General features: G+C 56.8%; 14 protein-coding genes. 1 reads left to right on the top strand and 13 read right to left on the bottom strand.

Annotated features, from left to right (window positions below; translation table 11 throughout):
• Nucleotides 1-10: 10 nt before the first annotated feature.
• The 8 genes from IDH45_RS03250 to IDH45_RS03215 all read right to left on the bottom strand — a co-directional run bounded on the left by IDH45_RS03250 (nt 11) and on the right by IDH45_RS03215 (nt 7067).
• Nucleotides 11-676, bottom strand: coding sequence for a septum site-determining protein MinC (locus IDH45_RS03250; protein WP_190924598.1), 666 nt, complete (start codon nt 674-676; stop codon nt 11-13).
• 72 nt (nt 677-748) lie between these two features.
• Nucleotides 749-1285 (bottom strand): rod shape-determining protein MreD, encoded by a 537-nt coding sequence (gene mreD / locus IDH45_RS03245; RefSeq protein ID WP_223836328.1) that lies wholly within the window; start codon nt 1283-1285, stop codon nt 749-751.
• A 5-nt stretch (nt 1286-1290) separates the two neighbouring features.
• Nucleotides 1291-2205 (bottom strand): rod shape-determining protein MreC, encoded by a 915-nt coding sequence (gene mreC / locus IDH45_RS03240; RefSeq protein WP_190924596.1) that lies wholly within the window; start codon nt 2203-2205, stop codon nt 1291-1293.
• 38 nt (nt 2206-2243) lie between these two features.
• The gene (locus IDH45_RS03235) at nt 2244-3278 is read right to left on the bottom strand and encodes a rod shape-determining protein (protein WP_190924594.1); all 1035 of its coding nucleotides are present in this window, start codon (nt 3276-3278) and stop codon (nt 2244-2246) included.
• Between the two features lie 57 nt (nt 3279-3335).
• Nucleotides 3336-4025, bottom strand: coding sequence for a RadC family protein (gene radC, locus IDH45_RS03230; RefSeq protein ID WP_397326965.1), 690 nt, complete (start codon nt 4023-4025; stop codon nt 3336-3338).
• 404 nt (nt 4026-4429) lie between these two features.
• On the bottom strand, nt 4430-5197 hold the full coding sequence (locus IDH45_RS03225; protein WP_190924592.1) for an MgtC/SapB family protein: 768 nt from the start codon (nt 5195-5197) through the stop codon (nt 4430-4432).
• A 1002-nt stretch (nt 5198-6199) separates the two neighbouring features.
• Nucleotides 6200-6793 carry a Maf family protein gene (locus IDH45_RS03220; RefSeq protein WP_190924590.1) on the bottom strand — a complete coding sequence of 198 codons (594 nt, stop codon included), beginning with the start codon at nt 6791-6793 and terminating at the stop codon, nt 6200-6202.
• 31 nt (nt 6794-6824) lie between these two features.
• Nucleotides 6825-7067, bottom strand: a complete 243-nt coding sequence (locus IDH45_RS03215) for a DUF4321 domain-containing protein (protein ID WP_190924588.1) — start codon at nt 7065-7067, stop codon at nt 6825-6827.
• Nucleotides 7068-7261: 194 nt separating this feature from the next.
• Between IDH45_RS03215 and IDH45_RS03210 the strand changes: the two genes are divergently transcribed.
• A complete protein-coding gene (locus IDH45_RS03210; protein ID WP_190924586.1) occupies nt 7262-8713 on the top strand; it encodes an N-acetylmuramoyl-L-alanine amidase in 1452 nt (483 codons plus the stop codon).
• A gap of 60 nt (nt 8714-8773) precedes the next feature.
• On the opposite strand, the gene IDH45_RS03205 is transcribed toward IDH45_RS03210, so the two are convergent.
• The 5 genes from IDH45_RS03205 to IDH45_RS03185 all read right to left on the bottom strand — a co-directional run bounded on the left by IDH45_RS03205 (nt 8774) and on the right by IDH45_RS03185 (nt 19031).
• Entirely contained in the window at nt 8774-10144 is a 1371-nt protein-coding gene (locus tag IDH45_RS03205) for an SPOR domain-containing protein (RefSeq protein WP_190924584.1), read from the bottom strand.
• 87 nt (nt 10145-10231) lie between these two features.
• Nucleotides 10232-12619 carry a DUF4838 domain-containing protein gene (locus IDH45_RS03200; protein ID WP_190924582.1) on the bottom strand — a complete coding sequence of 796 codons (2388 nt, stop codon included), beginning with the start codon at nt 12617-12619 and terminating at the stop codon, nt 10232-10234.
• 245 nt (nt 12620-12864) lie between these two features.
• On the bottom strand, nt 12865-14250 hold the full coding sequence (murC, locus tag IDH45_RS03195) for a UDP-N-acetylmuramate--L-alanine ligase (RefSeq protein ID WP_190924580.1): 1386 nt from the start codon (nt 14248-14250) through the stop codon (nt 12865-12867).
• A gap of 8 nt (nt 14251-14258) precedes the next feature.
• Nucleotides 14259-15635, bottom strand: coding sequence for a bifunctional folylpolyglutamate synthase/dihydrofolate synthase (locus tag IDH45_RS03190; RefSeq protein WP_190924578.1), 1377 nt, complete (start codon nt 15633-15635; stop codon nt 14259-14261).
• Between the two features lie 717 nt (nt 15636-16352).
• Entirely contained in the window at nt 16353-19031 is a 2679-nt protein-coding gene (locus IDH45_RS03185; RefSeq protein ID WP_397326962.1) for a valine--tRNA ligase, read from the bottom strand.
• Nucleotides 19032-19201: the final 170 nt, after the last annotated feature.

Below are 19201 nucleotides of genomic sequence, written 5' to 3'. Positions count from 1 at the left end.
ATCATCTCCTTTACTTGCCACCGAACGGATGGTCCGGCCGTAACCGGTGAAGCTGATTTATTTTATCGATTTGCATCTTCCCGTCCCGGATGAAAGCGAACTCCATCGTCGCGTCATCGAACCCCCATTCGTCCGGAGGACGGCTGATGACGTCGGCGATCCGCAGCTGTGTCGGGCGCATGTAGGATGCCGCAATAACGGCTCTGTCGCCCCCGTCGATTCCCGCGTGCGCCATGCCGCGCAGCGCTCCGAGCACGAAGATGTCTCCGGTGCACAGCAGCGTGCCGCCAGGATTAACGTCGCCGAGATACAGCACGTGGCCCTCGTGGCGCACCGTTTGTCCCGAACGGATAATTCCTTTCAGAATCGTAACGCGGTCCGGCGGCGGCTCCTGCTGCTCCGGCCCCGGGAGGTCGGAATCCATATGCTGAACCTGCAAGTTTCCTTTGCGGACAAGCAGCTCCCTGATCGATTCTTTTTCTTCTTCCGTTGCGGAGCGTTTCCCCAGCTTGACGCTTACTTGAACGGCCGGACCGGTTAGTACAGTGCGGTTCGTCTTGTCCAGCTTATGCTCCAGTTCCTGCATCACTTCGGCGAACGGGCACGAATCGTCGATCACGAAGACAAGCCCTTCCTTGACACCTTTAATCGTAACGCGATGTTTCGTTTCCGTCATCGGCACGCGTTCACCCCCTATCGGCCATTCGTCTGACAGAATGCCTTTCGCGCCTGGCAGCATCCGGCACTGTCATTTTTCTTCCGATTCCCGTTTTCTCTCGGCCGCCTTCTCCAGCCATTTGCGAACCGGAACGTACAGCAGCAGCGCAATCAGCGCGTTAAACAGCATGCTCGGCAGCATCTGGTGCAGAAACGTCCATTGAAAATCCATCCGGACGACGCCCAGAAAAAACCGGTATATGCCGTATACGATCGAATCGTAGGCGAACGAACCCAGCAAGACGACGATCAGACTCGTGAAGAGGCCTTGATAAGGAAGACGGAAGGTCAATCCCGCCACGTATCCGACGAGCCCCATGCTGAACGAATGAACGCCCAGAGCATGACCGTAATAAATGAAATCTTGCAAAAATCCGAAAGCGAGTCCGTAGGCGAGCGCCTGATACCGGTTTTTGTACAGGGCGGCGAACAGCACCCCGACCAAGACGATATGCGGAACGACCAGCACCTGGGACTGCCATACGGGAGGAATGATCCATTCCAAAATCGTGCCTTCCAGCAAGAAAAGAACGAACAGAAATATCGAGATCACGTAGCGCTGCATCATTCACCTCATAGCTCCGGCACTTCGATGACGAACACTTCGCGCAAATGGTTGAACGAAGTGAACGGCTTGATAAGCGCCGTATGGGTGATGCCGAATTCACCTTCGTCACGCGAGACGACCTCGCCGATCTGGATGCCTCTCGGGAACAACTGTCCGATTCCGGATGTGACGACTGTATCGCCCACTTCCAGTGTATCTACCTTTGGAATTTTGTTCATGACGAGCAGACCTTTTTCCCGGTCGTAACCTTCCAGAATGCCGTAAGATTCGTTTTCCTTGCCCTTAATCGTTACCGCGATCGCCTTGGAGCTGCTCGTATCAAGATCGGTCAGCAGCTGGACGTTGGAATAAAACGGAGAAACGGTAACAACGCGGCCGATCAGACCGTCGACGGACATCACCGCCATATTCGCCTTGATGCCGTCCTTTTCGCCGAGATTAATGACGATCGTGTTATTAAACGGGTCCGGGCTTGAAGCGAACACTTCGGCGATCCGGTATTTGTACTGGGTCGATTGCTGCTGCCGTTCGGTAAATCCGAGCGCGTCCATCAGCCGCTTGTTCTGGGCTTCCAGATCGTTCAGACGCGCCGTGTCCTTGGCGTACTGCGTAATCGTCAGCTTCAGTTGACGGTTCTCCTCGTACAGCACGGACATCCGGCGTATATCTTCAAACAAGCCCGCTACGGCGCGAGCAGGCTTGTTGATCCATCCCTGGACCCAAGTGACGGTATCCTTCACAAATCCTTCCGGCCAGGACATATGCCCCCGGCCGCCGAACGAAAATCCGATCAGGGCGACGAAAAAGATTACGCCCGACATCAAAATAATAAGTCTTTTATTCCCCAGCCATTTGAACAAAGCAAACACCTTCCAGCGGTCTGTCCCCAGGCTTGCCGCGAGCTCCTCTCCGCCGCGCATGCAGTCGCCTAGGCTCCTGCAGCGTTATATCAGCAAGCTTAACGAACTCCCCTTGGAGCGGTACCTGTTTTTGATTTGAAGAGATGAATGTTGTCGAGCGCGCGGCCGGTTCCGATCGCGACGCAATCCAGCGGATTCTCCGCCACGAGCACCGGCATGCCGGTCTCTCTGGCGAGCAGCTTGTCCAGATTGCGCAGCAGCGCGCCGCCGCCTGTAAGCACGATGCCCCGGTCCATAATGTCCGCAGCCAGCTCGGGCGGACACTTCTCCAGCGTCGCTTTCACTCCGTCGACGATATTGTTGACCGTATCGGCCAGCGCCTCTGTAATCTCGTCCGACGATACCGGCAGCGTCTTCGGCAAGCCGCTGACCAGGTCGCGTCCGCGGATCTCGATCGTCTGCGGCTTGTCCATCGGCATCGCGGAGCCGATATCCATCTTGAGCTGCTCGGACGTACGTTCGCCGATCATCAGGTTATACGTTCTCTTGATGTATTGCATGATCGCCTCATCCATCTCGTCTCCGGCGACCCGGACCGATTTGTACGTAACGATGCCGCCGAGCGAAATGACGGCAATCTCCGTCGTTCCCCCGCCGATATCGACCACCATGCTGCCAGTCGGCTCCCACACCGGCAAATCCGCGCCGATCGCCGCCGCAAAGGGCTCCTCGATCGTATATGCTTCGCGGGCTCCCGCCTGCTTCGTCGCATCTTCCACCGCGCGTTTCTCTACCGCCGTAATGCCGGAAGGAACGCACACCATGACGTTGGGCTTGCGCGGAAACAACACACGTTGCTTCTGGGCCTGCTTCAGAAAATAATTAATCATCGTCGATGTCGTCTCGAAATCGGCGATGACTCCGTCTTTCATCGGACGGACTGCGCGGATATTGCCCGGCGTGCGCCCGATCATCTTTTTGGCGGCGTCTCCGACCGCTTCGATCGTTTTTGTATCAGTACGCAGAGCGACCACGGACGGCTCTCTGACCACAATTCCTTTACCTTGAACGTATACAAGCGTATTGGCTGTTCCAAGATCAATGCCCAAATCTTTCGTGAAGCTACCGAACATAAATTGCTTGTCTCCTTTCATCCTACGGACGGACTGCTTGCCCGTCATATCATTATATTACATCAACCCTAGTTCCTTCAAACTAATGCTTGAACGGTCTCCGATAATTACATGGTCGAGCACGTCGATGCCGATCACCGCGCCCGCTTCGACCAGTCTGCGCGTAATCTCGATATCTTCCGGACTCGGCGTCGGATCGCCGCTCGGATGATTATGCACGCATATGATAGAAGCGCTGCTTCGTTTGATTGCAGCGAGAAATACTTCGCGGGGGTGTACGATCGAAGCGTTCAGGCTGCCTATCGACAGCGTTTCCTGTCCGATCACATGATTTTTCGTATTCAAGAACAAGCAGACGAAATGCTCTTTTTGTAAATAGCGGAGTTCTTCCGTCAGTAGGAGGGAAACGTCCTGAGGGGACCGGATGGTCACGGTTTCGGGCTGGACCGTGCGGGCAATTCTTCTGCCGAGCTCGATACCGGCTTGAATTTGCAGCGCCTTTGCGGAACCGATTCCTTTCAGCGCCGTCAATTGAGCCGTACTCATCTCGACAAGGTGCCTGAGGCCGCCGGCTTCGTTAAGCAGCCGCTGGGCCAGCGAAACCGCCGACTCGTTGATCGTTCCGGTTCTCAGCAAAATCGCGAGCAGCTCGGCGTTGCTAAGCGCCTGCGCTCCCGCTTGAAGCATTCTTTCCCTGGGCCGCTCCTCTTGGGGTACATTCCGTAACGTGTATGCGGAGGATTCCATCATTTCCCCTCTTTCGACAAAAAATGGATCGATTCGATATCCATCCATTATAACACCTCTTCTATTTTACACGAAATGGTTCGAAAAAAAATCGCCGGATTGGTCCGCCGCCTCAAAAAAACTGCACTGCCGTCGCTTAAGCCCGGGCGAGAGGAACAAATTCCTGTTCGAAAGCCGGACTCTTCCTGAAAACCGGTCAAATGACGACAAATTCCTGCACAAGTAATAAGTAATGCAGGAACTAGGAACGTGTCTTAGAAATGAAGCGGAAATAAAAACAGCAGCTGAGGCAGGCTCGCCGACAGTTGCCGGATTCGTCGTTTCTTGTGTGGTTACGCGGGCCGGGAACGACTTGAACCCCGCTCGGGAGCGGGGTTCAAGGTACGGCCGGCAGGCCATTCGCCTCAGCCAGAGGCGGACTTGCCTTTGGATATCGAGGTCGGTTTGCCGGTAGGCATCGAATTCGTCTCCAGCGCGATGACATCGGGAAGCGACAAGATTTCGTCGATCGCCCGCAGCAGTTTGTCGGTGCTGACTGTCCTCAGATTAAACCGGAGCTCCATCGTCGCGTCCATGGCCGCATCGAACGACTCGGGACTGGTGGATTGCATGACCAGATTTTTAATCTGAATGCCTTGCTCGCCGAACTTCGTAGCCACTCGCCCGAGGCTGCCCGGACGGTCGAAAATTTTGATCATGACTTCCTGATTGCGCCGGTGGCGCAAAAGATGCTTCTCCCATTTGTTCAACAGAAACAAGCTGACCAAGACGATAAATGTCGCAAGTACGGCCGCGTAGTAGAAACCGGCGCCGACCGACAGGCCGATCGCGGCTACCACCCATACCGAGGCGGCTGTCGTCAGCCCCGATATGCTCGATCCGTTGCGGATAATCGCTCCTGCACCAAGAAAACCGATCCCGCTTATAACTTGAGCCGCGAGCCGCGCAGGGTCGGTACGTACGTTAGGCTCCGCCACGAACTGGGAAAATCCGTAGATGGACAACAGCATGATGGACGCCGAACCGAGACAGACAAGGATATGAGTTCTGAATCCCGCAGCATGATTGCTCCATTCCCGCTCCAAGCCGATGAATCCGCCCAAAACGGCGGCCAGTACCATCCTAATTGTCAAATCAAGATGTGAAATATGCCAAACGCTTTCGTCTATCATGCTCTGCACCCTTCCTTACGCTCGTTTTTCGCGTCAGCGGCAAGTTTAGGGTCCGGGAAATGGGTCTTTTATTTTCTTAATCAATAAGAAAACTAGATACGATCCAAGTCCTTCCATCCCGCTGCACATGTTTAAACAAACAAGTCATAGGTTATCGGGATTTCTCGACGTCTCCACCCGTGCATCCTATTTAATTGTAAATGGTTCCCGGTCCAAATAAAACTTAATAATTATTTAACATTATCGTTCCAATTGCCACTTTTGTCAATAGGCTTCCACCTATGATGTGAACAAATATTCCATAGCGGTGATAGAGCCTGTACCATGAATCGACAATAACAGCATTGGCGGCTGATATGTGTGTCACCCGCTGCCCGGCGTCTGCAACGAAGTAAGAGTCCGATGCCCCTTTCGGATCGATCCGCTTGCGCCAGGATCATGTCGGGGTGAAACCGGATGCGGCGGGGGGGGATTTTGCCAGCGTGCTTCCGTGAATTCCTGAAGCCGCATAACGGACCGGTACGACGCATCTACAATCAGAAGTTGGCCTGCCGGACGCATCCTCGCTTCGCTCTCGTCAATTAAGAAAAACCGTCCGGAAACTGTACCGGATGGTTCTCTGACGTGCAAACCCATATGTACGTACGTGTAAGGGAATGGGCACCTCCAGCCGCTCGCCCTCAGTCGTGTTGTCTTCAAGCAGTGGTATGGTGGCTAACGAACCCAGCATTCGTTATCAGAGCCGAATGTGGACGTCTGAATTTGTAACGAACTCTCGTACTGTTATTCCCGCAAATCGGATCGTTTTTTTCCGCTTTTGGTTCGATAACGATGCCCGGATTCGTTACGTTTGGAATAACTTCGTTTTTCTGCCATAAGCACAATACGATTCGTTAGTCATCGGACCTGAGTATATGTTCACTAACGCCAATGAAGGAACCCCCTTCCCCTCAGCACGGTATAGAACCTAATCTTTCTGGCAGATTAAAAGAAGCGCGCGGCCTAAAGCACCCGCACGCCCAACTCCTCCAGCATTTCGCCAAGCAGCCGGACCGACATGCCGACCACGTTAAAATAATCGCCCTCGATCTTCGCGACGAGCAGCGCTCCGATTCCTTGAACCGCATACGCCCCGGCTTTGTCCGCCGGCTCTCCGGTAGCAACATAACGCCGGATACGTTCCTCGTCCATCGGCTTCATCGTGACATGGGACACTTCGTGCCGCGTGATCACTCGTCCGGTACGCACCTCGACGCAAGTAATACCGGTGTACACCTGATGCGTTCTGCCGGCGATCGTTCCCAGCATATCGGCGGCGTCCTGCTCGTCCTTCGGTTTGCCCAGAATGCGGCCGTCCAGAACGACCACCGTATCCGAACCGATGACGATGCCGTCTTCCCCGTCCGGGACCCGTCCGCTCACCGCCTGCGCTTTGCGCAGCGACAACTGCTCCACCAGCGCATCGGGAGCCGTTCCCTCCGGCATCGATTCGTCCACATCCGCCGCGTCGATCCGGTAAGGCAAGCCGATCGTGCCGATCAGCTCCTGCCTTCTTGGCGACCCTGACGCCAAAATTAATACAGACTGCTTGTCCAATACGCTCTCTCCTTCCGATTCCGGCCCGTTGCTACAGCTTCCGGTAGATCCATATCGCCGCAGCGATTCCAATTATACTGATCACATTCAGCTTAACCTGAATGAACAGATCGTATTGCACCACGTTCAGGTCGGCCTTCGGCTCCCATCTCAATGGCGCCGACTTGGTCAGGAACGAAAGCCATGATACCGGCTCCAGCAGTTGGGTGACGATCGCGGCGGCCAGCAACCCGAGCAGCAGAAACAGAAATAGCGTAAAACCGTTTTTTTTCATCCGGATTCGCCCTCTCGCGATGCTTGCGGCATCCTAATCTTTTGCACGGTCCCATTATACGATGGAATTCAGGCCGTTGACAACGAGGCGCAAATCCGCCGCCGGACCGCCTTTGACCGCCCGCTGGTTAACTTTTCCTGCATACTTGGAGCTTCGATTCCATGTAAAATAGAACCCGGGAGGGACTTGCACGCATGAGAACCGGACTTCTATCGCTGCTGCTGGCGGCAATTGCTCTTCTTGCCGTACCCGCGCAGACATTCTCCGCCAAGACGGTCGTCGTAGACGCCGGACACGGCGGACAAGACCCCGGAGCCATAGGGGTCAACGGGTTGTATGAAAAAAGCGTCAACCTCGACGTTGCCCAAAAGCTGAAAGAGCAGTTGATCCAGCGAGGATACGAGGTCGTAATGACCCGGACCGCAGACGAATACTTAAGTTTAGCCCAGCGAGTCGAACAAACGAATGCGGCCCAGCCTTCGCTGTTCGTCTCGGTACATGCCAATTCACATCCAAACCCGAACGTCAGCGGCTCGCTCGTCTTGTACTATGACAGCGATTACCCTCAGGACAGCTACCCGGCAAGCGAGGCGATGGCCAAACTTTCGCCGGAGAGCAAAAAGCTCGCCAATCTTGTCCTGAAAAACATCATCTCGGAAACGGGCTTTGCCGACAAAGGCATCGTCCCGAGCGCCGCCTATGTGATTCGAATGGGACAAGTTCCGAGCATTTTGGTGGAAACGGCATTTTTGAGTCATTCGGGCGATGCCGCCCGTCTGTCCGATTCGCCGGTCAGGCAAAAGCTCGCGGATGGAATAGCCAAAGGAATCGCCGCTTACCTGCCGCTGCCGGACCTGTTCCCGGATTTGGCCGACCATTGGGCAAGGGAAGCCGTCCTTCGCTTGAAGGATAAAGGGCTGGTGGAAGGAATCTTTAACCGGTACGAGCCCGACCGCGCGGTGACGCGGGCGGAATGGCTCGCCTTAAGCGACAGGCTGTTCAAGTTCGCGGACCGGCTCCACGCGGCGGACGCGCCGGACACAGGCTATCCGGACACAACAACTCCGAAGGAACAGAAGAAGGCAGAGACTTCTTTGCCGACAGATCAGACGGAGGCGGCGCAAGCTCCGTCTTCACCGCCCGAACTGCCGGAATCTGCGTCGCAAGGGCAAGCTTCGCCACTGGCGCAAACTCCACCGACGTGGGCGAATCGATCAGCCGTACAAAGCGAAACAACGGCTGCGCCTAAACCGGCTTCCCGGACGCCGTCTCCGGGGCAGCCGCAATCGTTCAAAGATTTGCCTAAGTCGCACTGGGCGTACGAGACGTTCCAAAACGCCGTACGGCTCGGCTATATGAACGGGTATGAAGACGGCACGATCCGTCCGGACCAGCCGATCACCCGGGGCGAAGTGACGGCCTTGCTGGAGCGGATGACGGCCGATGCCGGCAACTCCCCGCCCTGGACCGGCCCGGCCGACTTTACCGACGTTCCGCTGAAGCACTGGGCGTCCGGACCGATCTACCGGATGAAGCAGCAAGGAATCATAACCGGAGTAACCGACAAAACGTTCGCTCCCGACAAAAAAATGACGCGGGCCGAAATGGCCGCGCTCATGGATCGTTATGTAGCCGCTCCAAAATAAAGAGCGGCGCACACAAAGAAACGGACCCCAGTGGAATAACCCACAGGTCCGTTTCTTTGGTTATACCTGAATCGCCGCAAGCAGCTCATTTTCCAGGATCAGCGCCTGCATAAGCGACGATTGCGCCTGCCATAAATAAGCCGAGGACGGATTTTTCTTATATTCCTGCATGGAATTGACGGCGGTATTCATGGCTGTCGTCATTTTTTGCAGCACCGCTTTCTCCTCCGCGCCTAGCCCCGCGCCGAACGGGCCGCTCGCTCCGATCCACGCCTGATGCGCCGTAGCGATCGTCTGCATCGTCGCATCGTCAATCGGGGATTGCGACTTTTCCTTCAGCCTGCCCGAGGAGAACCCGAGAATCGACTGCACGAGCTTTTGGCCTTGCGCGAAAAACTGCTCCGCCTGCCCGACCTGCGCCTGCTCGCCCGCCCATTTGACCTTGCTGACCGCAGGAATCGAGACCGCCTTCGGATACAGCTCCACCTTCGGATCGCGCTCCTTCAAAAGCGCGGAAAGCGCGTCAGCGTCGCCCCGGGTTTGCGTAATCCCGACGTAGACGTAATATTTATCGGACGGATGCACGTACGCGGCGAGTCCCTTCTTCTTCCACTCGGCCGCCGCCGTATCCGCCCCCTGCTGATTCGAGAACACGCCGTTTTGCAAAAACGTATAGGACTGCGCGGCAACATTCGCCGGAACGGCTGCCGCGGAGGCGGACGATGCGGGCGCCGCCCCGTCCTTCGCTCCGCCACCCGCGTCGGGCGGTTTCGTTTGTGCCGGCACCGTAGAGCCGTTAGCGGTTGCGTTCGTACCGTTGTTGCCGTCCAGCTTCAGATCGTCTCCGTCAAACATGGAGAGCACGAAAAACCCCATCGCCACGCCGACCGCGACCGCACCGGTAACGGAGGCGACGATTTTCAGCCACGGCGTCCGGTTATGCCGCTCATACCGAGCCCGGGTCATAACCGGACGCGGCACCGCCCGCTCCCGCCTCGGATACTCCCGCTCCGGCTGCTCCGCCTCGGGCCCGTAATATCCGCTCTCGCCATCGTAACGCTCCTCGCGCTCGATCGGATAACGCTCCTCCCGCAGGGAGGGCTTGGGCGGAATCGGCGGTTCTGTTCTTCCGGATTCGCGAATCGTCCGCTCCACCCGCTCCGTCTCCGCATCGAAGGGACTGCTCCACGCCCCGAAATCAGTCGTAAACTGATTCAGCGGCTGCACATCGACCGGCGCGCGCCTCGCCGGACGCACGATCGTTTCCTGCTCCCAATCGTACGCCTCGCGGCTGCCCGGATTCGGAACATGCCGCTCTTCCTCGACTACCGTGAACTCGTCCTTCGATAAAGGTATGACTGGATTCGGCTCTTTGCGGACCGTTTCCCGTCCAGTTTCGTCAAACCGGTACGTAATTCTTGCCTTGTTCATCCCAGAATCACCCCTTGTCCGTGAAACGCTTGTACTCCACTGTATGCGGGACAAGGGGCGATTATTCGCTATTTTCTGATCCGGTTTCTACGTGCCCAGAAGGAACGTGCCACCCCGCTCCAGCTCGATCCTGTCGCTTACGGCAAATTCTTTCAGATAAGTAAGGATCTCGACCCGGCTCACCGGAACGCCGTTGGCCTGTGCGGGAATGTCGGCGATGAAATGAAGCGTCGCCCACTCTCCGGCCGTCGACCTCACGAAGACGCGATCCTCCGAACGTAGGAAAGCGACAGGCCGGTCCTCGGCATCGTACAGCTTGAACTGAAGCTGTATCATAGCCGTCAGAGCCGCGTCAGCTCGCGCCTTATAATGGACCGCCACTCCATACGTCCCCGGTGCGAACGGCAGCTCCTCCGCCATCCATGCCGTACCGATCCCGCTCAGAACAACGCCTCTTCCTGTCGGAGAAAGGACAGGAGTCACGTCGGGCGAGCGGACTAAGCCGGTGGGCGACGTACTGTCGGATGTTTTTAGAATCCATTCTCCCTCTGCCGCCGATCCGTTCCCCTCCTCCGACAGCAGAAAGCGGATCAGGTTCATTAGCGGTTTCACGCTGGGCGACAAGGATTCCTTCTCCAGCTCCCGGACTTTGCGAATAACGGCTGTAGTTTCGCCGGTTTTGCACCCATCCAGCAGGGCGTACAACTGGGCCGGATTAACCCCCGACCATTCCAGCTTCCATGTGAACGGGTCCACTGTCAGTTGCTGCAGCGGATTTTGGGCAAACCGGCCGATCAGCGCAAGACGCCGGTCTCTCCCTGCAGCTCCATCGGCAACCACCGTCAGGAGCTCCAGCGCCGTCTTCTCATCGATCGCCGCCGGAACCCGGCCCTTCGGATAGCTGAGCGCAGACGCCTCGTAGTAAGCGAACGTATCCAGCAGAAACGCCGCCCGCTTCCTCTGCAGCTCCGTTTCGGCATCGGCAACAGCCGCCTCCAGCAGCCGTCTGCTGTCGGCTATATCTTGCGGGGTCACGATCGCGAGATAGGACGGCTCGTAAAAAGCCATATAGTTCGTACGCAGCTTGGCTCCCTTCCAACGCTCATACCAATCCGACTTCATCGCCCTTTCTTCCCAAAACCGTTCCCACAACTTGTAATAGGCGGAAAGATGAACGGCAGCCTTCTTGCCGACCGCCCGCTCATACCACTCCTCGAGCAGTTCCTCGACATCGCGCTCCGGATTCCACTGCAGCTTGGCCACTACCCACGGCTTCGCCCCTTCGCCGCCGAAATTCGCGAATATCTCGACGAAATGGGCGATCACCCCGTGCTGAAGCGCATAGCGGTAAGTGCCGGCTATATGCTGGAGATACATCCGCGGGACCATATATGGAGATCCGTACATATATTCGTAAAAGCCGAGCGATGGCGTCACCTTATTCCAGGTTTCGGTCAGCCGCCTGCCCGCCTCTCCCATCTCCGGATCTCTCCATGACATCCGGTCGTCCGTAATATAAACGACGACGTTGGCGGGAAGCTTGATCCCTGTCGGCGGATCGTACACGTCCGCATAGGCGTACAACCCGATATATTTATCCGGGTATTTCTCCAGAACGCCCTCCGCCACCTGCTTGACCCAGCGGAAGTAGATGTCCGACATATCCGTATGCCCGATCGAATTAAGCCGGTTCGGATAGTCCGGATGATCCGGGTCGTCCTCGACGAATCCCCCGTTGTCGTTAACGCCGATGGAGTAACAGGCTTCGTCCGGATTGGCCTCGAAGAAGCTGCAAATGTTGCGGATCGCTTCCTCGGCCGTCCCGCTTATCGTAAATGCAGGCTGCCAGTCCGTGTCCCGGTCGAGCAGCGCTCCGGCCTTATAAAACTCCGGACGCGTATCCTTGTATCGGGAAGGAGGGAGCAGGTTGCACAAATTATGGAACGGATTCATCCGGCGGCGAAGCCGGTTGAACCGCATCCAATCGGCGGCGGCGGGAAAATCGTTCAGATCGCGGGAAAGAAACGCAGGCTGCTCGCGTACCGTTTCTTCCGGCACGCTCAAGTCGGAGCATCCCAGCACGTCCTCGCCGAATTCGCCCGGCAATAACCAGCGGACGCCGACGTATCGCTCCAGAAACTCATACACCCCGTACATCGTCCCCCACGACGAAGGACCGGCTATGTCGATCTCCCTGTTGGCCGTACGGATCACGAAGCCATCCTCATCCAAGTCTCGGAGCAGCAGCTCCAGCGGCCCGCCCTCCTCTCCCCTGATCCCGACGCGGATAGGAATGACGCCCTCAGCATGACCAGGGACATTCCCCCCGATATACACGGGCAGTTCCGCTCCGGTCGACTTCCTGACGTATTCCGCCAAAACCCGTGCCGCAGCTGCCGTTCTCTCGTCCGCATCCTTGGCTGTCATCACGATAGCTCCGCTCCGGCCTCCTGATACCAGCACCGTTTCTCTCATATCGTTTTCCCTTCTTCCGGTTTAATGTCCTGCGCTCCGTATTGTGCCATCGTAACCCAGCGGATCTCCGCAAGAGTTATCGGTAACATAAGGTGTCAGGAAAATTATGTCACAACCGGATGAAGGCCGCAATCCTTTTCTCCAACCCCAACCCAAATAAGCCCGCGCGCATCCGGGCTGGGAACGTGGATGCACGGGGCTTATTTGGTAGAGGGGAGCGTCGCGAATCGTTCTCCCGGGCAAGCCTACTTGCCGGTGTTCCGCTCCGTCAATCGGCTCGCGAGCGCGTGCGACGCTTTCCATATATCGCCCGCCCCCATCGTCAGGACGAGGTCTCCGCTCTTCACGAACCGAATCAGGAAGTCCGTCACTTCGCGGACCGACGATATATGGCGGACGTTCTCGTTGCTGTTGCTCCGGATCAGTTCGACGAGCTTCTCCGAGCTGATGCCTTCGATCTGCTCCTCTCCAGCCGGCGAATAGATGTCGGCGATAATCACTTCGTCCGCTTCGCCGAACGAACGGCTGAACTGGTCGAACAGAAAATACGTGCGCGTATACCGCTGGGGCTGGAATACGGCAATGATCCGCTTGCCTGTCGCTTTCGCCGCGCTGATCGTAGCTTGAATCTCCGTAGGATGGTGGGCATAGTCGTCGATGACGAGAATGCCGTCCGATTCGCCGAGCACCTGAAACCTCCGCTTCGCCCCCCGGAACAGCTTGATCGCCCGGGCAAAATCGGCGAACGGGACGGCCGCCTCGCGGCAGACGATGTAAGCGGCGAGCGCGTTGTATACATTATGCTTCCCCGGCACCGACAGTTCCAGCTTCCCGAGCCGCTCTCCCGCATGCTCCACCTGGAACGTCACGCGGCGGTCGCCGAGCTCAATATCGATCGCCCGGTAATCGGCGCCAGCCTCCAGTCCGAATGTAATGGTGCCGACCGAAACGGTTGCCAGCACTTCCTGCACATCCGGATCGTCGAAGCAGATGACCGCTTTCCCGCCGCCGGCCACCTGGCTCAAAAACTGCGAGTACGCTTTCTTCAGCTTCCCGAAATCTCCATCGTAATTTTCCAGGTGATCCGCTTCGATATTCGTCACGACCGCGTAGCTGGGCCGGTATTGCAGGAACGAGCCGTCGCTCTCGTCCGCTTCCGCCACGACGAATTCGCCGCTGCCCGCCTTGGCGTTGCTGCCTACGTTCATAATCTCGCCGCCGATAATGTAGGTCGGGTCCAGCCCGCACTCTTCCATAACGAGCGAGATCATCGAAGTCGTCGTCGTTTTCCCGTGCGCCCCGGCAACGGCGACGCCTTTGCGCGATTCCATCAGTCTGGCCAACATCTGCGAACGGTGCAGGATCGGGATATTCAGCTGCTGCGCGGCGGCGATCTCCACATTGTCCTTCGACAAGGCGGTCGAATACACGACGACGTCCGCCCCCTGCACATGACTCGCTTCATGTCCGATATACACCCGGGCCCCTTTGGCCGCCAGCTTCTCGGTCAGTTCCTGGCTGGCCAGATCCGATCCTGTCACTCGGTAGCCCATCTCGAGCATCACCTTGGCAATCGCGCTCATTCCATAGCCGCCAATACCGATAAAATGCACGTGCTCCGTCGTATTCACGCCCGCGCTCACCAGCCTTTGTCAGAATCTTTGCCGTACAGCATCCAGGATCGCACATCGGAGATCAAATACAGCGTTCCGGTTACGACGGCCAGTTCCTCGGAACCGGTCCGGTCCTTCAGCAGCTTCAGCGCTTGTTTCCAGTCCGGTTCCACTGTGATGTCAATCGATTTGTTGTTTTGCTCCGCCAGCGTGCTTCTTGCCAGATCCGCCAATACGCCGGCCTCCGCCTTTTTGAAAAAGTCGGGCTCGGTTACGATCAGCGAATCGGCGAGCGGGAGCAAATGACGCAGCACTTCTTCATGCTGCTTCGTCGGCATCATGGCGATCATCATATGCAGCTTCTCGTACCGGTAGACGGAACGGAGCGCTTCCGCGAGCGTTGCCGCTCCTTCCGGATTATGAGCCCCGTCGAGCAGCATCCGCGGGGAACGGGAAACCATCTCGAGCCGTCCGGGCCACTGGGCCGACCGTATCCCCTCGTACAACGGCTCGTCGTCCTGGACGACCGCGTAATACTGCCGCAGCACCTCCAGCGTCATGAGGGCCACAGCGGCATTTTTCTGCTGATGCGCGCCGTTCAGCGTAATGTCCACACGCTCCAGGTTGCGGAAAGGTCCGGTAAAAGAGATCGTTTGCAAATCCAGCTCCGCCTGCACCGTCTCGTATCGGAACGCCTCGCCCAGCAAGTACAGCGTAGTCTTGCGTTCAGCCGCCGTTCTGCGGATCACTTCTACGGCTTCGGACTGCTCGACCGCACTGACGACCGGTACGCCCGGCTTGATAATCCCAGCCTTCTCTTCCGCCACCTTCGTTAAACTGTCGCCGAGAATTTCCATATGATCGTGGCCGACGTTCGTAATAACCGAGACGATCGGGGTGACGACATTGGTCGAATCGAGCCTGCCGCCAAGTCCTGTCTCCCATACGACGAAATCCGGGTACGCCACCTTGGCGAAATACAAAATCGCGATCGCGGTCGACAGCTCGAACATCGTAGGAGCGCCCCACTCGGACTCGGCAATTTCATCGAAGATCGGCTTCACTTCGTTCGTCAGCGCAACCAGCGACTCGTCGTCGATGTCCCGGCCGTTATACTGGATGCGGTTCTGGTAACGCTCGATATACGGAGAAGTGAACGTGCCCACATCGTAGCCGCAGCGGTGAAGCGTATTGGTCAGATAGGCACAGGTTGAGCCTTTGCCGTTCGTGCCGGCGACATGAATGAATTTCAGCCTTCTGTGCGGATGGCCGAGCTTCTCCATCAGGAGCTCCATCCGTTTCATCCCCGGACGAATGCCGAACTTCATCCGTCCCGTGATCCAGTCGACCGCTTCGTCCGCCGTAAGAAACGATGCCGCCAAGTTGTCCGTCGAGCCATTCATACGTCTCATCCCTTTACTATATGAAATTGTACAGCGAAATTGATGGTTATCGGTCCATTTCCGGGAAAACGGCCTGCAAGACGCCTTACCGCATCCGCAGACCGTTCCGTATAAGAGGTTGTTCAAAAAGTCCACTTTTGATCACGAAGCAGATACAGGAAGCCTATTCGACATCGAATATGGAATTCAGCCGGAACTTCCGGTGCTCACGTAGCTTTCACTACGCTCCGCTCCTCATTTCCTAGCTTCATCCCATCTTCTCGGTGCTGAAAACCGGACTTTTTGAACTTGCATTATAAGAGGTAGTTCAAAAAGTCCACTTTTGATCACGAAGCACATCCGAAAGCTTACTCGACATCGAATATGGAATTCAGCCGGAACTTCCGGTGCTCACGTAGCTTTCACTACGCTCCACTCCTCATTTCCTAGCTTCATCCCATCTTCTCGGTGCTGAAAACCGGACTTTTTGAACTCGCACTTTAAGAGGTAGTTCAAAAAGTCCACTTTTGATCACGAAGCCGATCCGAAAGCTTACTCGACATCGAATATGGAATTCAGCCGGAACTTCCGGTGCTCACGTAGCTTTCACTACGCTCCGCTCCTCATTTCCTAGCTTCATCCCATCTTCTCGGTGCTGAAAACCGGACTTTTTGAACTTGCATTATAAGCCAATCGATGCGGCTGCCCGCACCTTCTTCGGTTTCCTGTTCGCTTACGTTATCCTTTCAGCTCAGCCAGACGCGCCAACACTTTCTCCCGCTTGTCGGCGTAATCGCTCCGCTTCGCTTTTTCTTCCTCAATCACTTTGGCCGGCGCTTTCGCTACGAAGCCTTCGTTGGCAAGCTTTTTGTCGACCCGTTCCACTTCGGCGGTCAACGTCTGGATTTCTTTTTCGAGCCGCGCCACTTCCTGGGAGATGTCGATCAGGCCGGCCAGCGGCAGGAACAGCTCCGCCCCGGTCACGACAGCGGTCATCGCCTTCTCCGGATGCGGCAGATCGGCGCCCATCGCAAGGCTAGAGGTATTGCAGAACCGGCTGACGTAAGCTTCGTTGCGCAGCAAAATCGAAAGCGCCTCGGCATTCGCGGCCCGGACGACCAGCTCGACCTTTTTGCCCATCGGCACATTGACTTCGGCCCGGATATTCCGTACCGCACGGATGATGTCCATGAGCAGGTTCATCTCCGCTACGGCATCCGGCGCTTCCCACTTGGCGTCGTATACCGGCCATTCGGCCAATACGATCGTATCACCTTCGTGCGGCAGATGCTGCCAGATTTCCTCGCTGATGAACGGCATGAACGGATGGATGAGCCGCTGCGTCCGGTCCAGCACATAAGCAAGCACCGATTGCGTCGTCTTCTTCGCGGCGGCATCGTCGCCGTACAGCGACAGCTTGGCGAATTCGATGTACCAATCGCACAGATCGTCCCAGATGAAGTTGTACAACATCCGGCCCGTTTCCCCGAACTCGTATTGGTCCATCAGACGGGTTACTTCTCTCGCCGTCTCGTTCAGGCGGTGCAATATCCAGCGGTCCGCGGTGCGCAGCTCGCCGCTCAGATCCATATCCGCCAGCGTGAAGCCTTCGAGATTCATAAGCGCGAAGCGCGAAGCGTTCCATATTTTGTTGGCAAAGTTGCGGGCCTGCTCGACGCGTTCCCAATGGAAGCGCAAGTCCTGTCCCGGCGTGCTGCTCGTGGACAGCATGTACCTCATCGCATCCGCCCCGTATTTCTCGATAACCTCCAGCGGATCTACGCCGTTGCCGAGCGACTTGGACATCTTCCGGCCTTCGGAGTCGCGGACGAGACCGTGAATGAGCACGTCCTTAAACGGATTCTGTCCGGTAAATTCCAAGGAGCTGAAGATCATCCGCGATACCCAGAACGGGATAATGTCGTAGCCCGTAACGAGCAGCGAGGTCGGGAAAAATTTGTTCAGATCCGCCGTCTGATCCGGCCATCCCAGCGTCGAGAACGGCCAGAGCGCCGAGCTGAACCACGTATCGAGCACGTCCTCGTCCTGCTTGATGTGCGATCCGCCGCAATGCGAGCAAGCCGAAGCGTCTTCGCGGGCCACTGTAATGCCGCCGCAATCGTCGCAGTACCAAGCCGGAATCCGGTGTCCCCACCACAGCTGGCGGGAGATGCACCAGTCGCGGACGTTTTCCATCCATTGCAGATACGTTCTCTCGAACCGCTCGGGTACGAAGTTGACGCCTTGGCCGGACTTCTGCACTTCGATCGCCTTATCGGCGAGCGGCTTCATGCTGACGAACCATTGGGTCGACAAGTACGGTTCAACGACCGCGCCGGTGCGCTCGCTATGGCCGACCTGGTGGATATGCTCCTCGATTTTGGCCAGCACGCCCTGGTCTTTCAAATCTTGAACGAGCTTCTTGCGGCATTCGAAACGATCCATCCCTTCGTACGGACCGGCTTCGCCGTTCATGACGCCCGATTCGTCCATGACGAGAATTTGCGGCAGGCTGTGGCGCTGGCCGACCTCGAAGTCGTTCGGATCGTGGGCCGGCGTTATTTTAACGGCCCCGCTGCCGAACTCCTTATCGACATATTCGTCGGCTACGACCGGAATTTCGCGGCCGATCACCGGCAGAACGAGCATTTTGCCGATCATGTCCTTATAGCGCTCGTCGTCCGGATGAACCGCAACCGCGGTATCGCCCAGCATCGTTTCGGGACGCGTCGTAGCGACCGTGATATGGCCGCTGCCGTCCTTAAGCGGATATTGGAGATGGTACAGCGCGCCCTGCACTTCCTTGTGCTCGACCTCGATGTCCGACAAGGCGGTGCGCGCCGCAGGGTCCCAGTTAATAATCCGGTTGCCGCGGTAGATCAGCCCTTTTTCGTACAGCTTGACGAACACTTCGCGTACCGCCCGGGACAACCCTTCGTCCAGCGTAAAGCGCTCGCGGGAATAATCGAGCGAGAAGCCGACCTTTGCCCACTGCTCGTGAATCGTATTCGCGTAAAGCTCTTTCCACTCCCATACTTTCTCCAGGAACGCTTCCCGGCCCAGATCGTGACGGGAGACGCCTTCGCCTCGCAGCTTCTGCTCCACCTTGGTCTGCGTGGAAATGCCGGCATGGTCGGTGCCCGGCAGCCATAACGCATCGTAGCCCTGCATCCGCTTCAGGCGAATCATAATATCCTGCAGCGTGCAATCGAGCGCGTGGCCGATATGGAGCATGCCCGTTACGTTAGGAGGCGGGATAACGATCGTATACGGCTGGGCGTCCGGCCGCTTCCCCGCTTCGAAAATTCCCGATTTCAACCAGTAGTCATACCATTTCGATTCCGCCGCTTTCGGATCGTACGTAGTCGGCATCGATACCGACGGCGCTGTTTTCGTTTCCTGTATATCTGTCATCATTCAAAACCTCCCGTTTGTCCGCAAGTCATCAAAAGCATACAAAAAAGCCTTCCGCCGCAAAGGACGAAAGGCATCGCTTCCGTGGTACCACCTTTATTCCGCACCCTCACCGCTGTTGACCATTTATCCGTTTACGATAAAAGCAACGTGCAGGGCGCGACACTCGAGCA

The organism is Paenibacillus oceani (genome assembly GCF_014705615.1).
Classification (GTDB): Bacteria; Bacillota; Bacilli; order Paenibacillales; family NBRC-103111; genus Paenibacillus_AB; species Paenibacillus_AB oceani.
The sequence above is the reverse complement of the archived record's forward strand: the minus strand, read 5'-3'. Positions and strand labels throughout refer to the sequence as shown.